Genomic DNA, 15,638 nt, shown 5'->3' on the forward strand with positions numbered 1-15,638 from the left:
TGGGTTCAATACCGGGCGGGACATTAGACCAGCCCGGATCGAACGCAAAACCGGAAAAGGCGCCCCGGACATGCGTTGAGGCGCTATTTCAGTACATGAAATATCGCTGTGCCATCGGCAGCACCTCGGCGGGCGGACAGGTCAGCAGCTCGCCATCGGCGCGCACCTCATAGGTCTCCGGATCGACCTCGATGTTTGGCGTGGCGTCGTTGTGGATCATGCTCTTCTTCGAGATCTTGCTGCGGGTGTTCTGGACCGCATAGAGCTTCTTCTCGATGCCGAGCTTTCGCGCGAGACCGCCCGTGATGGCCGCCTTTGAAGTAAACACCACCGAGGAAGCCGTCCGCGCCCGGCCGAAGGCACCGAACATCGGCTGGTAATGCACCGGCTGCGGCGTCGGAATTGAAGCATTGGGATCGCCCATGGGCGCGGCGACGATGGTACCGCCCTTGACGATGCAATCGGGCTTGACACCGAAGAAGGCCGGCGACCACAGCACGAGATCGGCAAGCTTGCCCTTCTCCACCGAGCCGATCAGCTTCGACACGCCATGCGCGATCGCGGGGTTGATCGTGTACTTGGCGATGTAGCGCTTGACGCGGAAATTGTCGCTGTCCTTGCCCTTGTCCTGCGGTAGCGATCCGCGCTGCTTCTTCATCTTGTCGGCAGTCTGCCAGGTCCGGATGATGACCTCGCCGAGACGGCCCATCGCCTGCGAGTCCGAGGACATCATCGAGAGCGCGCCGAGATCGTGCAGGATGTCCTCGGCCGCGATGGTCTCCTTGCGGATGCGGCTTTCCGCGAACGCCAGATCTTCCGCGATCGAGGGATCGAGGTGGTGGCACACCATCAGCATGTCCAGATGCTCGTCGATGGTGTTGCGGGTGAAAGGCCGCGTCGGATTGGTCGAGGACGGCAGCACGTTCTTCAGGCCCGCGACCTTAATGATATCAGGCGCGTGACCGCCGCCGGCACCTTCGGTGTGGAAGGCGTGGATGGTGCGGCCCTTGAAGGCCTTGATGGTGTCCTCGACGAATCCCGACTCGTTCAGCGTGTCGGAGTGCAGCATGACCTGAATGTCGTGGTCATCGGCCACCGACAGGCAATTGTCGATCGCCGCCGGTGTCGTGCCCCAATCTTCATGCAGCTTCAGCGCACAGGCGCCGGCCTTGATCATCTCGACGAGCGCCGCAGGCCGCGAGGCATTGCCCTTACCGGAAATGCCGAGGTTGACGGGGAAAGCATCGAACGACTGGATCATCCGGCCCATATGCCAAGGGCCGGGCGTGCAGGTGGTGGCGAAGGTGCCATGCGAGGGACCGGTGCCGCCACCGAGCATCGAGGTGACGCCTGACATCAGCGCGTGCTCGATCTGCTGCGGGCAGATGAAATGGATGTGGCTGTCGAAACCGCCCGCGGTGAGGATCTTGCCCTCACCCGCGATCACGTCGGTGCCGGGGCCGATGATGATGGTGACGCCCGGCTGAATGTCGGGATTGCCGGCCTTGCCGATGCCTGCAATCATGCCGTCCTTGATGGCGACGTCGGCCTTCACGATGCCCCAGTGATCGACGATCAGCGCGTTGGTGATGACAGTGTCGGCTGCGCCCTGCTTGTTGGTGACCTGCGACTGGCCCATGCCGTCGCGGATCACCTTGCCGCCGCCGAACTTCACCTCTTCGCCGTAAATGGTGAAATCCTTCTCGACCTCGATGATGAGATCGGTGTCGGCCAGCCGCACCTTGTCGCCGGTGGTCGGACCGAACATGTCGGCATAGACGGAACGCTTTATTTTGACGGACATCACAAGCCCCGTTTGCGATTGAATTCCAGTTCAGTGCTCACAGCGAAGACCTCGCCTTTTGCACCATGTCGTCGAATGTCGTGTCGAGCCATGGGTTGCCGCCGCGGCAGCCGGCGACGACCTGCTCGGCCCAGCCGGTGTAGTCGGCGAGGTCGTCGCGTTCTTCCGCGGTCGGATTGGAATGAATGCGTGCGCCGATATTGCTGACCTTGTCGGCAATCTTGATCAGCTTTGCGCCTGCCGATTTCTTCGGCCCGTGGACCACCTGCAGGCGCCGCCGCTCGGCCTTCGACAGGCTCATGTCGTCGGTACACTCGACAACGAGCGAGGCAACACGCTGGGAGAATCTTTCCGCGAGCTCTTCTCGGGTGGTCTCGGTGTCTTCGATCGTGTCGTGCAGCCAGCCAGCCGCGACGAGTTCGGCATCGGCGCCATCCGTCGCGACTGCAAGCAGGTGCGCGACCTCTGCAAGATGGTTGATGTAGGGCTCATTCCCCCGCCCCTTGCGCGCCATGCCGTTGTGCCGGCGCGCGGCCAGCTCAGCAGCTTCGGAAACGAGGCGGACCGGGGCAATCACGACAACACTCCTTGTCAGTGCAGCGCCGGCAGCAAGCCGCGGGTCTTGAACATTTCGTCGAGCTTCACCTGTGCAAGCCGGTACCCTGCCTTGCGGCGCCGCTCGATGCCCGCGGCGGAAAAATCGCGAAAGGCTCCAGAATCCTCGGCCTCCTCCGACACGCCGGCCGCCCTGACGAGGTCGGAATCGGCAAGATCGATGTTGGTGATCGCACCCAGCGTCTTGAAACGCTGCGCCTGCGTCACCCGCCTGTCGAGGTCCGGCGTCCGCGCCGCTTCGGGAACGGCTGCGGACAACGCCTCGATGGTCTGAAGCAGCTCGTTGATGACAGCGGCATTGGCGCCATCCTGGCGAAGCCGATTGCCATAGCGCAGCTCGCTGAGGCGGTCATTCACCTCGATCATGTTCTTGGGCGCAGCCCGCTTGTTGCGAAAGAGGTTCATCACCACGAGAATGCGATCGACATCCGTCGCCCCCGAAAACGCCTCGATGGCATCGCCGAGCGGCGTATTGTCGACGATACCGCCGTCCCAGAACTTCCTGTCACCAATCGGCGTCGCCGGAAATCCAGGGGGAAGGCTGCCACTGGCGAGGACGTGTTGCGGCTTGATCTCGCCCTGCTGCTCGCCCTCACGCGGATGGTTGCGGAAGCGCGTCAATTCGCCGGAGGACAAATCGACCGCAGTCACGACGAAGACCGTTGGGCTGGCATTCAGCGCGGCGAAATCCACGTGGTTCTTCAGCGTCTCGAGCATGGGCGAGGTATCGTAGAAATTCCTCCAGCTGAGGACGTCCCAGTAGTCGTAACGCGGCTTGTAGAAGCCGTGGACGCCGAACAGGGCGAAATCCTGCTCCGGGATGCCCCACCAATAGTTGCACGGCTCCAGCGCAAGCTCGGACCAAAGCTCCTTCAAACGCCGTCTGGCGTCAGCCCGGTCAGCGGCACCAACGACACAGGCGGCGTTGATCGCGCCGATGGACACACCGGTGACCGCGACCAGCCTGACAGCCCGACCCGCTCGATCGATGTCGTCCATCAATTCCAGCAGCGCCTCGATCGCACCGAACTCATAGGCGCCGAGCGCGCCGCCGCCCTGGAGCACGAGTCCGATCTCGACCTTGTCCTTGGCGAGCGTATCCATGGCGGATCTTTCTATGGATTCCCTGCCTACAGCTTCCCCATCACGTCGCCACGAAAACCGTAGATCGTCTTCTTGCCCGCGAGCGCAACGAGCTGAATGTCGCGGGTCTGGCCGGGCTCGAAGCGGACGGCGGTGCCGGCGGCGATGTCGAGGCGCATGCCGCGGGACTTCTTGCGGTCGAATTTCAGCGCCGGGTTGGTTTCGAAGAAATGATAGTGCGAGCCGACCTGGATCGGGCGGTCGCCGGTGTTGGCCACCGTCAGCGTCACCGTCTTGCGGCCGGCATTAAGCTCGATCTCGCCGTCCTGGATGAAGAGTTCGCCGGGAATCATGTCTGTCCTCTCCTCGTCATTCCGGGGCTCGCGCAGCGAGAACCCGGAATCTCAATCAACTGTCTCTGGATTCCGGGGTCGCCCTTCGGGCGCCCCGGAATGACGAATTAGATTACCTGATCGGTTCGTGCACCGTGACGAGCTTGGTGCCATCGGGGAACGTCGCCTCGACCTGGATGTCGTGGATCATCTCGGGGATGCCGGGCATGACCTGGTCGCGCGTCAGCACCTGCGCGCCCGATTGCATCAACTCGGCGACAGTGCGGCCGTCGCGCGCACCTTCGAGGATGAAATCGGAGATGATCGCAATCGCCTCGGGGTGGTTGAGCTTGACGCCGCGGTCCAGCCTGCGGCGCGCCACAATGGCGGCCATCGAGATCAGAAGCTTGTCCTTTTCGCGGGGAGACAGGTTCATGAAGAATCTCTTCCGTTCAACTCGTCAATTCAGCCAGAGCCGCGGCAAGACCGCACCGGTGCGCGCCAGCACGGCCATCATGTCGGCACGCAAACGCGCCGCATCTTGGGCACAGAACCGCGCCATTGCAAAGCCATTCCACGCGGATATCCCGACCTCGCCGGCGAAAGAGTCCGACGCCTCACGGAGGCGTTCGACCAGTGCCTCGTCGCCGGGCACGATCAAGGCCGTGCCGATCGCAGCAGCGCCCTTCGCGACCGCCAGTCGCGCCAGTTTCGCACCGATATCACCGTCGAGCCTGACGGTCTCGGCAAAGACCAGCTTGCCGCCGCGGCGAAGCCGCCAGCGATCGACGAATTCGCCCTGCTCCATGCGCTCGCCCATGGCGGTCCGACCGAAGACGACAATCTCACACAGCAGCAGCGAGGCGGCCTCAGCGAGCTCGATGTCGAAGCGGCGATGGACCCGCGCGCGGTCGAACAAGATCGTCTCCTGGGGCAGCCAGGACAGATGCGCACCGGCGCCAACCTTCAAGGAAATGTTGAGCTGCGCCGCCGCGCCCGGCGCGCGATAGACTTTCTCGGCGGCGGCGGTGGTCAGTGTCAGGCGCGAGTTATCTGCGGCCGATATCTCGATATCGAACCGATCACCGCCGGCAACGCCGCCGGCCGTGTTGACGAACACTCCGGACAGGCCGTCATCCTCCGGCGAGGGAAAACGCACGCGGAGCGAGCCGGATTCATACAAAGCGCCGCGGCGCGTCACGCCATCGCGGGCGTGCACATCGAAGCTGACGGCGCCACGGGCGCGATTGGCTTCGAACACCGAAGATGTCGCCAAAGATGTGACCAAGGCGTCGCTCCACATCCGTCTCCCCCAGCCGGCCGCGGCAGGCATTCCTGAGCCTACAATGTCCCGGCTTACAGCGCCATCTGGCGGCTGATCTCGCTTGGGTCGAGATTGGAGCGATCGCAGGTGAACTTCACGGCACCGCGATCCATCACCGCAAAGCTGTCGCCGAGTTCGCAGGCAAAATCGAGATATTGTTCGACCAGCACGATGGCGATGTTGCCGAGGTTGCGCAAGTACGAGATCGCCCTGCCGATGTCCTTGATGATCGAGGGCTGGATGCCCTCGGTCGGCTCGTCGAGCAGCAGCAGCTTTGGCCGCATCACCAGCGCGCGCCCGATCGCGAGCTGCTGCTGCTGGCCGCCCGAGAGATCGCCGCCGCGCCGGCCGAGCATGGACTGCAGCACCGGAAACAGCGAGAACACGTCATCAGGAATGTTCTTGTCCTGGCGTTTGAGCGGGCCGAAGCCGGTCTTGAGGTTCTCCTCGACCGTCAGCAGCGGAAAGATTTCACGGCCCTGCGGCACGAAGCCGATGCCTTTGCGCGCCCGCTCATATGGCTTCAAGCCGGTAATGTCGCTGCCGTCGAACAGGATCGCGCCCGAGGAGATGGGATACTGCCCGACCATGGCGCGGAGCAGCGAGGTTTTGCCGACGCCGTTGCGTCCGAGCACGCAGGTCACCTTGCCCGGCTCGGCCGCGATCGAGACGCCGCGCAAGGCCTGCGCCGCGCCGTAGAACAGGTTGATGTTCTTGACCTCAAGCATGGCTCAGCGTCCCAGATAGACTTCGATGACCCGCTCGTTGGACGAGACTTGGTCGATGGTTCCTTCGGCAAGCACGGTGCCCTCATGCAGACAGGTGACCTTGACCCCGAGTTCGCGCACGAACGTCATGTCGTGCTCGACCACCATGACGGTGTGGGTCTTGTTGATCTCCTTGAGCAGCTCGGCGGTGAGATGGGTCTCGACGTCGGTCATGCCGGCGACGGGCTCATCGACGAGCAGCAGTTTTGGATCCTGCGCGAGCAGCATGCCGATCTCGAGCCACTGCTTCTGGCCGTGGCTGAGGCTGCCGGCCAGCCGGTTGCGGGCGTCGGTGAGGCGGATGGTCTCCAGCACCTTGTCGATCCGCTCTGACTCGGCCCTGCTGCCGCGCCAGAACAGCGTGCCCTTGACGCTGTGATCGACATTGAGCGCCAGCAGCAGGTTGTCCTGCACGGTCTGGCTGTCGAACACCGTCGGCTTCTGGAATTTGCGGCCGATGCCGAGCTCGGCGATGCGGGTCTCGTCGAGACGCGTCAGGTCGGTGACACCGTCGAACAGCACCGTACCCTCGTCGGGCTTGGTCTTGCCGGTGATGATGTCCATCATCGTGGTCTTGCCGGCACCGTTGGGGCCGATGATGGCGCGCATCTCGCCCGGCGCGAGCGTCAGCGACAGATTGTTGATGGCGTGGAAGCCGTCGAACGAGACGTGCACGCCGTCGAGATAGAGCATCGCGGAGGTCGCGCGGGTATCCATGACATTCATGACCGCTACTCCGCCATCTTCGGTTCGGTGATGCCGTCTTCGGCCGCCGCGCTCGCGGTCGTCGCGGCCGGACGCCTCTCCCTGGCCTGCTCGCGCCAGGCATTGAAGGTGCCGACGATGCCCCTGGGCAGCAGCAGCGTCACCAGGATGAACATAGCACCCAGCATGAACAGCCAGTACGGCGCCAGCACGCCCGACGTGAAGAAGGTCTTGGCGTAGTTGACGACGATGGCGCCGAGCGCCGCACCGACCAGCGTGCCGCGGCCGCCGACCGCGACCCAGATCACCGCCTCGATCGAATTGCCCGGGGCGAATTCACTGGGGTTGATGATGCCGACCTGCGGCACATAGAGCGCGCCGGCGACGCCGGCCATGCAGGCCGACAGCGTGAATACGAACAGCTTGTAGGATTCGACCCGGTAGCCGAGGAAGCGGCTGCGCGATTCGGCATCGCGGATCGCGATCAGCACCTTGCCGAGCTTGGAGGACACGACCGCGCGGCAGATCAGGAAGCTGACGATCAGCGCTAAACAACTTAGCGCGAACAGCGCGGCGCGCGTGCCCTCGGCCTGGACGTTGAAGCCCAGGATGTCCTTGAAGTCGGTGAGGCCATTGTTGCCGCCAAATCCGAAGTCATTGCGGAAGAAGGCGAGCAGCAGCGCATAGGTCATGGCCTGGGTGATGATCGACAGGTACACGCCGGTGACACGGGAGCGGAAGGCGAGCCAGCCGAAGCAGAAGGCGAGCAGGCCGGGCACGACCAGCACCATCAACGCCGCGAACCAGAACATGTCGAAGCCGTACCAGGTCCAGGGCAGCTTCGAGTAGTTCAGGAACACCATGAAGTCCGGCAGGATGGGATTGCCGTAGACGCCGCGGGTGCCGATCTGCCGCATCAGATACATGCCCATGGCATAGCCGCCGAGCGCGAAGAAGGCGCCGTGGCCAAGCGAGAGAATGCCGCAATAGCCCCAGATCAGGTCGATCGAAAGCGCCAGGATCGCGTAGCAGACATATTTGCCCCAGAGCGCGACCAGATAGGTCGGCACCTGCAGGGCCGAGCCCGCCGGCAGCAGCAGGTTGGAGAGCGGGATGAGGATGCCGCAGGCGGCGACGATCATCAGGAAGATCGCCGCGCCGCGGTCCAGCGATCGCGTCAGCATGTGAGGGGTCATGCTTCCACCGCACGGCCCTTGAGCGCGAACAGGCCGCGCGGCCGCTTTTGAATGAACAGGATGATCAGGACCAGGATCGCGATCTTGCCGAGCACGGCGCCGGCGACCGGCTCCAGGAACTTGTTGGCGATGCCAAGCGTGAAGGCGCCGACCAGCGTCCCCCAGAGATTGCCGACGCCGCCGAACACCACGACCATGAAGCTGTCGATGATGTAGCTCTGGCCGAGATTGGGGCTGACATTGTCGATCTGCGACAGCGCCACGCCGGCGATGCCGGCAATGCCCGAACCAAGCCCGAAGGTGAGCGCATCGACGCGCGAGGTGGCAATGCCCATCGAGGCCGCCATGCGGCGGTTCTGCGTCACGGCCCGCATCTCGAGACCGAGCGCCGTGTAACGCAGCATGGCGAGCAGGATCACGAACACGGCAAGCGTGAAGCAGAGGATCCAGAGCCGATTATAGGTGATGGTGATCTGGCCGAGTTCGAACGCACCGCTCATCCAGGACGGGTTGCCGACCTCGCGGTTGGTCGGGCCGAACATGGTGCGCACCGCCTGCTGCAGCACCAGCGACAGGCCCCAGGTCGCGAGCAGCGTCTCCAGCGGCCGGCCATAGAGGAAGCGGATGATGCTGCGCTCGATCAGCACGCCGATGGCGCCGGCGACGAGGAAGGCGAGCGGCACGGCGATCAGCAGCGAATAGTCGAACAAGGCGGGATAACGGGTGCGGATCACCTCCTGCACCACGAAGGTGGTGTAGGCCCCGATCATCACCATCTCGCCATGGGCCATGTTGATGACGCCCATCACGCCGAAGGTGATGGCGAGCCCAATCGCCGCGAGCAGCAGCACTGAGCCGAGCGACAGGCCATACCAGGCATTCTGCACCGTGGACCAGACCGCAAGCGAGTTCTGGATCGAGCCGATCGCGCTCGTGGCTGCCTTCGCCACGGACGCCGGCTGGTCGGTGCCGATGTCGGACAGCAGCGCCAGCGCCTCCTGATCGCCGCGCGCCTTGATGGTGGCGACGGCCTCGAGCTTCTGCACTTCGGTGGCGTCTGACTTGAACAGCAGGATCGCCGCACGCGCATCACCGAGCGCGGCCTTGACCGATTTATTGGTCTCCTTGGCGAGCGCGCTTTCAACCGGCTCGAGCGCAGTCTCCTCATGCGACTTGAACACGGACTGCGCGGCCTGGAGGCGGGCGCCGAGATCGGGCGACTGGAGCGTCAGGCTGCCGATCGCAGCATCGACGCTGCGGCGCAGGCGGTTGTTGAGGCGGACGGCGCTGGCGCTGTCGGGCACGCTGGCGACGGGCTCACCGGTCGCGGCATCGATCGACTTGCCGTCGGTACCGGTGACGTAGACCTTCTTGGTGTCAGGATCGGCCATGAGGCGGTCGTCCTGGAGCGCGCTGATGATCGGAAAGGCGAGCTTGTTGCCGCTGCTTGCGATCGCCCCGATTGCTTCATCCGTGTCGGAAAAATCGTCGTTGGCGAATTTGGCGACCGCATCCTCGAACGGACCGGCAAAGGCCGGCAGTGCGAACGCGATCAGGAACAGCGAAAGGACGAGGCTCGCAAGACGAGCGGTTAATTTTGATGGCACTGTGGATCACCCCGGCAGAAGTGGGGAGAAGACGGCGGAATAACCGTCTTCTCCCGTCGTGCAGTCGAATGTCAGATCCGGATCAGGAGCCGGAGCCGAGGCACTTGTTGGTCTTGGTGTTGAAGTTGCCGCACTTCTTGCCGACCCAGTCGCCGATCAGGTCCTTGGAGCCGTCGAGCTCCTTCGACCAGGCGTCGCCCGCCACGAGACCCGGGGTCTTCCAGACCACGTCGAACTGGCCGTTGCCCTTGATCTCGCCGATGAACACCGGCTTGGTGATGTGGTGGTTCGGCAGCATCTTCGACACGCCACCGGTCAGGTTCGGCGCCTCGATGCCGGGAAGCGCGTCGATCACCTTGTCCGGATCGGTCGACTTCACCTTCTCGACGGCCTTCACCCACATGTTGAAGCCGATCACGTGGGCTTCCATGGGGTCGTTGGTCGTGCGCTTCGGGTTCTTGGTGTAGGCCTGCCAGTCCTTGATGAACTTCTCGTTCGCCGGGGTCTTGATCGACTCGAAGTAGTTCCAGGCGGCGAGATGGCCGACCAGCGGCTTGGTGTCGATGCCGGCCAGCTCTTCTTCACCCACCGAGAACGCGACCACCGGGATGTCCTTCGCCTTGATGCCCTGATTGCCGAGCTCCTTGTAGAAGGGAACGTTGGCGTCGCCGTTGATGGTCGAGACCACCGCGGTCTTCTTGCCGGCCGAGCCGAACTTCTTGATGTCGGCCACGATCGTCTGCCAGTCGGAGTGACCGAACGGCGTGTAGTTGATCATGATGTCTTCCTGGGCGACACCCTTCGACTTCAGATAGGCTTCCAGGATCTTGTTGGTGGTGCGCGGATAGACGTAGTCGGTGCCCGCGAGCACCCAGCGCTTCACCTTCTCTTCCTTCATCAAATAGTCGACGGCGGGGATCGCCTGCTGGTTCGGCGCAGCACCGGTGTAGAACACGTTGCGCTCGGATTCCTCACCCTCGTACTGGACGGGGTAGAATAGGATGTTGTTGAGCTCCTTGAACACCGGGAGCACCGACTTGCGCGACACCGAGGTCCAGCAGCCGAACACGACCGAGACCTTGTCCTTGGTGATCAGCTCGCGGGCCTTTTCGGCGAACAGCGGCCAGTTCGACGCGGGATCGACGACCACGGCCTCGAGCTTCTTGCCGAGCAGACCGCCCTTCTTGTTCTGCTCGTCGATCAGGAAGAGGATGGTGTCCTTCAGCGTGGTTTCGCTGATGGCCATGGTGCCGGAGAGGGAGTGCAGGACGCCGACCTTGATGGTGTCGTCCGCGGCCTTCGCACCGGAAATGGACGCCAGACCGAGCAACAGTCCGGTGGTCGCGGCGAGCACGCCGCGGCGGCTAAATGACGCCGCTATATCGTGAATGGATTTGGTAGGCATGGATGTATCATCTCCCTGACGCAGACGTGAAAAACGCTGCGAAACGGCCCACGGCCGCCTGCGATTAACGGAATCGCAAGAACCATGCCATGGGCTGAGCACCTGCCAAGTGATTGGTCAGTCTAGACAATTTCTTCGCAATCAAACTTTAGCCGTGATCTGACTGCTCAAAACTTGGGCGAACAAAATGTATGCTTATGCGGCAGTCAGTTTATTTTTTGAGCAAATCAGTGCTGCTGGCTAAAAATCCAGCATAACTATTTTTGCACCGCAATCGATGTCCGGTGACGCCCTGCCTTGAAAGCGCCCCCTCAATGTTCCATATGGTGGTGGAGATCGCGAATCGAGCGATCGTTGCGAGCCGCGTGTTCTTAAGCCCCTACGGGCCTCTGGCTTGCCCCATATCTCCCAAGCCATCCGACACCCCAAACACGCAGGTGTCTTCTCGACACCCCTATGCGCGCGCCCCGCTGAATGCGTCGGGCCGACCGCATTTGACATGGAAAGAACCCATCTTTTGACTTCGTTTCAGGACTTCGGCCTCGCCGAACCGATCGCACGTGCTCTCGCCGAAGAGAATTACGTCACCCCCACCCCCATCCAAGCCCAGACCATTCCCACGGCGCTGACCGGGCGCGACGTCGTCGGCATCGCCCAGACCGGCACCGGCAAGACCGCATCCTTCGCGCTGCCGATCCTGCATCGCCTGCTCGAGAACCGCATCAAGCCGCAGCCCAAGACCTGCCGCGTGCTGGTGCTGTCGCCGACCCGCGAACTTTCGGGGCAGATCCTCGACAGCTTCAATGCCTATGGACGCCACATCCGCCTGTCCTCGACGCTCGCCATCGGCGGCGTGCCGATGGGACGACAGGTTCGCGCGCTGATGCAGGGCGTCGACGTGCTGGTCGCTACCCCCGGCCGCCTGCTCGACCTCGTGCAGAGCAACGGGCTGAAGCTTGGCAGCGTCGAGTTCCTTGTGCTCGACGAAGCTGATCGCATGCTCGACATGGGCTTCATCAACGACATCCGCAAAATCGTCGCGAAACTCCCGATCAAGCGGCAGACGCTGTTCTTCTCCGCCACCATGCCGAAGGACATCGCCGAGCTCGCCGATTCCATGCTGCGCGATCCCGCCCGCGTCGCGGTGACCCCGGTCTCCTCGACCGTGGAGCGCATCCAGCAGCGCATTATCCAGGTCGACTTCTCGGCCAAGCCGACGTTCCTTGCCAAGCTGTTGAAGCAAGAGCCCGTCAACCGCGCCCTGGTTTTCACCCGCACCAAGCACGGCGCCGACAAGGTGGTGAAGACGCTTGAGAAGGCCGGGATTCCCGCCAGCGCCATCCACGGCAACAAGTCGCAGAACCATCGCGAGCGCACGCTGGCGCAGTTCCGCTCCGGCGAAATCCGCACGCTGGTCGCCACCGACATCGCCGCCCGTGGCATCGACGTCGACGGCATCAGCCACGTCATCAACTACGACCTGCCCAACGTGCCCGAGACCTACGTGCACCGCATCGGCCGCACTGCGCGCGCCGGCGCCGACGGCACCGCGATTTCGCTGGTCGCAGGCGGCGAGGAACTCAGCTATCTCCGCGACATCGAACGGCTGATCAAGGTGGCGCTGCCGCGCGAGGACCTCCGCACCGATGCCGGCCGCCGCGACGCTGGCGCTCCCCCGCCGCAGCAACAACGGCAGGGCCGGCCGGGCGGCCGCCCGGGCCAGCGTCCGCAAGGCGCACGGAATGGCACACGGAATGGCGACGGACGTCGTAATGACGACAGGCATGCCGACGGACGACATCACAGCTCCGGCAAGCCCAGCGACGGGCGGCCCGGCGAGGGCCGTCACGGCGAGTCGCGGCATGCGGACGGAAGGCCCGGAAACGGCTCGAAGGGATCTCGCCGCCGCCGTTCCGGTGCCAAGGTGCATTCTTCGCCAAACGAACGCCCGGAACAGCGTTCCGCACATAGCGCGGGAGCGCCTGATGGGATACAAGGCGTGGCCTTTTTGCGCCGTGAGAGTCGGCCGAACGGCCACCCGAACCGCAAACCCCATTCGCACTAGCCGTCCACGACCTGGAGAAATTCATGGCTAAGGAAGAGCTGATCCAGTTCGAAGGACTGGTCACCGAAATCCTCCCCGACGCGCGCTACCGCGTGCAGCTCGACGCCGGGCACGAGATCGTCGCCTACACCGCCGGCAAGATGAAGAAGAATCGCATCAAGACGCTGGCGGGAGACCGCGTGACGGTGGAGATGTCGCCCTATGACCTCGAAAAGGGCCGGCTGATTTTCCGTCACAAGGACGAACGGCCGGCGACCGCCGGTGGACCGCCGCGCGGCGGCCCCCAGCGCGGCGGCCAGTTCCGGCGCCGCTGATCGGGCTCCCCGGCCTGGGCGGACTAAAATTGCTGATCTGTATGCTGATCCGCCGTGCACATCACGGCGGATCAAAAAATCGTGCACGTCAGGATTGTTTTGAGGCCTTAATTCCAATAAAATGAATTAATCGATTTTCGGCCGGACGACATTAGCATCCACCGGTACAGCCGGTTCAGACACGCTGACGACCCTTCCAAAAATTCGATCTAACCTGCCCGCGCGAGCGGGCTCTACCATTGTGTATCTGAGAAGGGACTACCCCCGTGAGCATGGGAACCGTGAAGTGGTTTAACGCGACCAAGGGCTATGGCTTCATCCAGCCCGACGACGGCGGCAAGGACGTGTTCGTTCACATCAGCGCCGTCGAGCGTGCCGGCCTCGGCTCGCTGCGCGAAGGCCAGAAGGTCTCCTACGAGATCGTCGCCGATCGCCGGTCCGGCAAGTCGGCTGCCGACAATCTCCGCGATGCAGGCTGACATCCAACGCGCGCCTTGAGGGGCGCGCAATCGGATCGGCTTGAACGCAGCAAATAACGGAAAAGGCCGTGCGGAATGCACGGCCTTTTTTCATGTCCCGGGAGCAGATGGCTCAATAGGGCGCGCAGGTCGTGTCCGGGCTGTAACAGACACAGGTCGATTGGCGCGGACGGGTGTAGGCGACGTCGCTTAGCGTGATCAGGTTCTTGAGCACGTAGCCGACCGACGGCGTGTAGCTGTACGACGAGACCAGATCGTCCATCGCAAACGACTGCGGGCGGAACCGGATGGTGCCGCCCGCAGCCTTCAGATCTTGCCGATTTGTCGTGTCAGTTGGTCTTGGCAGCCGCGGCCGCGGTGGCGTTGCCGCTGGCATTGTTGCTCAGCGTGCCGGCCTGGCTCATCGTGGTGTTGAAGTATTGTTCGCTGTCGCCGAGGGTGACGCGACGCTGGCAGAGCGGCATGCAGCTATAGGACTCCCGCTCGATCCCGCGATAGACGGTGACGAGCCGGTCGCTCGGGCCTTCGACCTGGATCTGCCGGTCGACCAGGATCTCGCCACCGCGATCGAGCGCAATGAAGTTGGTGGCGCCGTAACCCTTGCCGGTCACGACGATCATGCCGCCGGCCTGGAGCGTCACGTCGGCGATCAGGGGATTGCCGACCACGATCGTGGCGACCTTGCCGGGCAAGCGCACCAACTTGGCCTGGTCGACATTGACGGCGATGGTATCGACGGTGGGCTCGGCAAGGCCGATCGCCGGCGAAGCCAGCGTCGCAGCCGCAACCAGGAGACAGACGCGCGCATGGCGGCGCAGAAACTCTTTACGCATACTCTTACCCCGGGACGTCACAAACCGGCAGAATCGATCAGGAGCGGAGCCGGCGCCCGACCCGGTTAACCTGCCTGTAATTCGTGAACGTTCCGCAAATTCGCCGACTATTGTTCTAACGGACTTGCGTTTTATCGCCTGCCTATTGGCGGAACGGATAGGCGAGCTGGCCGGCAATCTCCTTCGGCATGGTCGCTTCGTCCTTGCCGTAATCCTGCGGTAGTTCGTCCTTCGGCATGCGGAAGGTGCCAAACAGCATATCCCAGACCGGGAAGGTGCCGGCAAAATTGGTGTCACCGCCCTCTTCCAGCGCCGTATGGTGCCAGCGGTGGAATACCGGCGTCGCCAGCACATATCGGAACGGCCCGAAGGTCCAGTTCAAATTGGCGTGCACGAAGGCCGAATGGAAAGTCGTGAACGGGCCGACCCAGATCATCACGTTCGGCGATATGCCGGCCATCAGCAGAACGACGTCGACGCCGATCGTTCCGAGCATCAAATTCACCGGATGAAAGCGCGCCGCCGAAATCCAGCTAATCTCCTCCGAGGAGTGGTGGATCGCATGGTATTTCCAGAACCCGCCGTCATGAAACAACCGGTGCAGCCAGTACAGCATGAAGTCGGCCGCGACCAGGAACAGCACGCCCTGCACCCAGAGCGGCAGTTGTGCCAGCGGGCCGTGGCCATTGTCGTAGAAGGCGATCAGCTCGTCCGCGTCGTGGATGTTGAAGACGAAGCCGGCGGTGACGATCAGAAGTCCGATCCGCATGGTGCGGGCGAACACCGGAACGAAGAACCAGTAGCAGATATCGGTCACGATCTCGCGTTTGCGCCACCACGCCGGACCGGGATTGCAGGCCCAGAAATGCTCAAGGACGGTGAAGACCACGGCGAGCATGAAGGTGACGGGGATCACCTTCTCGATGGTCTCGCCGAGCATCAGGGCGACTTGCATGGGCAGGCTCGACATCATCGCGTCTCTTCCAGGCTGCTGATCCACTTAGGCCTACTCCCCGAAATTTAAAGGAGGGTGAAGTTGATGCAGAGTTCGCAACCGGAACGAATTGGAGCCGTCGCCTTAAGGTGAAATTCACTCTGGCCGAAAGCAT

General features: G+C 63.1%; 16 protein-coding genes and 1 pseudogene. 3 read left to right on the plus strand and 14 right to left on the minus strand.

From position 1 onward, the window contains the following. Positions 1 to 88: 88 nt before the first annotated feature. From ureC to urtA, 11 genes are all read right to left on the minus strand, one after another. Entirely contained in the window at positions 89 to 1,804 is a 1,716-nt protein-coding gene (gene ureC, locus Q0687_RS21790) for an urease subunit alpha (RefSeq protein ID WP_298881105.1), read from the minus strand. 37 nt (positions 1,805 to 1,841) lie between these two features. Next, the gene (locus Q0687_RS21795; protein WP_298881107.1) at positions 1,842 to 2,381 is read right to left on the minus strand and encodes an HD domain-containing protein; all 540 of its coding nucleotides are present in this window, start codon (positions 2,379 to 2,381) and stop codon (positions 1,842 to 1,844) included. Between the two features lie 14 nt (positions 2,382 to 2,395). Beyond that, entirely contained in the window at positions 2,396 to 3,523 is a 1,128-nt protein-coding gene (locus Q0687_RS21800; protein WP_298881110.1) for a patatin-like phospholipase family protein, read from the minus strand. Positions 3,524 to 3,549: 26 nt separating this feature from the next. After that, positions 3,550 to 3,855 (minus strand): urease subunit beta, encoded by a 306-nt coding sequence (locus tag Q0687_RS21805; RefSeq protein WP_298881113.1) that lies wholly within the window; start codon positions 3,853 to 3,855, stop codon positions 3,550 to 3,552. A 112-nt stretch (positions 3,856 to 3,967) separates the two neighbouring features. Beyond that, positions 3,968 to 4,270 (minus strand): urease subunit gamma, encoded by a 303-nt coding sequence (locus tag Q0687_RS21810; RefSeq protein WP_007605424.1) that lies wholly within the window; start codon positions 4,268 to 4,270, stop codon positions 3,968 to 3,970. A gap of 24 nt (positions 4,271 to 4,294) precedes the next feature. Next, on the minus strand, positions 4,295 to 5,137 hold the full coding sequence (locus Q0687_RS21815) for an urease accessory protein UreD (protein ID WP_298881172.1): 843 nt from the start codon (positions 5,135 to 5,137) through the stop codon (positions 4,295 to 4,297). A gap of 53 nt (positions 5,138 to 5,190) precedes the next feature. After that, positions 5,191 to 5,886, minus strand: coding sequence for an urea ABC transporter ATP-binding subunit UrtE (gene urtE, locus Q0687_RS21820; RefSeq protein ID WP_298881174.1), 696 nt, complete (start codon positions 5,884 to 5,886; stop codon positions 5,191 to 5,193). Positions 5,887 to 5,889: 3 nt separating this feature from the next. Then, positions 5,890 to 6,651: an urea ABC transporter ATP-binding protein UrtD gene (gene urtD, locus Q0687_RS21825; protein ID WP_298881176.1), complete on the minus strand. Its 762-nt coding sequence runs from the start codon at positions 6,649 to 6,651 to the stop codon at positions 5,890 to 5,892. A 5-nt stretch (positions 6,652 to 6,656) separates the two neighbouring features. Next, positions 6,657 to 7,826: an urea ABC transporter permease subunit UrtC gene (gene urtC / locus Q0687_RS21830; protein WP_298881179.1), complete on the minus strand. Its 1,170-nt coding sequence runs from the start codon at positions 7,824 to 7,826 to the stop codon at positions 6,657 to 6,659. Then, complete coding sequence (gene urtB, locus Q0687_RS21835) at positions 7,823 to 9,433, minus strand: urea ABC transporter permease subunit UrtB (RefSeq protein WP_298881181.1); 1,611 nt, start codon at positions 9,431 to 9,433, stop codon at positions 7,823 to 7,825. The genes urtC and urtB overlap by 4 nt, the downstream gene beginning before the upstream one ends. An 82-nt stretch (positions 9,434 to 9,515) precedes the next feature. After that, the gene (gene urtA, locus Q0687_RS21840; protein ID WP_298881183.1) at positions 9,516 to 10,838 is read right to left on the minus strand and encodes an urea ABC transporter substrate-binding protein; all 1,323 of its coding nucleotides are present in this window, start codon (positions 10,836 to 10,838) and stop codon (positions 9,516 to 9,518) included. A 499-nt stretch (positions 10,839 to 11,337) separates the two neighbouring features. Here urtA and Q0687_RS21845 point away from each other — a divergent pair, with 499 nt between their 5' ends. The 3 genes from Q0687_RS21845 to Q0687_RS21855 all read left to right on the plus strand — a co-directional run bounded on the left by Q0687_RS21845 (position 11,338) and on the right by Q0687_RS21855 (position 13,696). After that, a complete protein-coding gene (locus Q0687_RS21845) occupies positions 11,338 to 12,903 on the plus strand; it encodes a DEAD/DEAH box helicase (RefSeq protein ID WP_298881184.1) in 1,566 nt (521 codons plus the stop codon). Positions 12,904 to 12,926: 23 nt separating this feature from the next. Further along, complete coding sequence (infA, locus tag Q0687_RS21850) at positions 12,927 to 13,217, plus strand: translation initiation factor IF-1 (protein WP_008546913.1); 291 nt, start codon at positions 12,927 to 12,929, stop codon at positions 13,215 to 13,217. A 266-nt stretch (positions 13,218 to 13,483) separates the two neighbouring features. Next, on the plus strand, positions 13,484 to 13,696 hold the full coding sequence (locus Q0687_RS21855; RefSeq protein ID WP_057759442.1) for a cold-shock protein: 213 nt from the start codon (positions 13,484 to 13,486) through the stop codon (positions 13,694 to 13,696). Positions 13,697 to 13,808: 112 nt separating this feature from the next. On the opposite strand, the pseudogene Q0687_RS21860 reads toward Q0687_RS21855, so the two are convergent. The 3 genes and pseudogenes from Q0687_RS21860 to Q0687_RS21870 form a co-directional block, all read right to left on the minus strand. Continuing rightward, positions 13,809 to 13,940, minus strand: a pseudogene (locus Q0687_RS21860) (pilus assembly protein); the annotation flags it as partial. Positions 13,941 to 14,025: 85 nt separating this feature from the next. Beyond that, complete coding sequence (locus Q0687_RS21865; RefSeq protein WP_298881192.1) at positions 14,026 to 14,529, minus strand: pilus assembly protein N-terminal domain-containing protein; 504 nt, start codon at positions 14,527 to 14,529, stop codon at positions 14,026 to 14,028. A gap of 142 nt (positions 14,530 to 14,671) precedes the next feature. Next, entirely contained in the window at positions 14,672 to 15,499 is an 828-nt protein-coding gene (locus tag Q0687_RS21870; RefSeq protein WP_298881277.1) for a sterol desaturase family protein, read from the minus strand. Between the last annotated feature and the right edge of the window lie 139 nt (positions 15,500 to 15,638).

The organism is uncultured Bradyrhizobium sp. (assembly GCF_936928535.1).
In the GTDB taxonomy this organism is placed as follows: Bacteria; Pseudomonadota; Alphaproteobacteria; order Rhizobiales; family Xanthobacteraceae; genus Bradyrhizobium.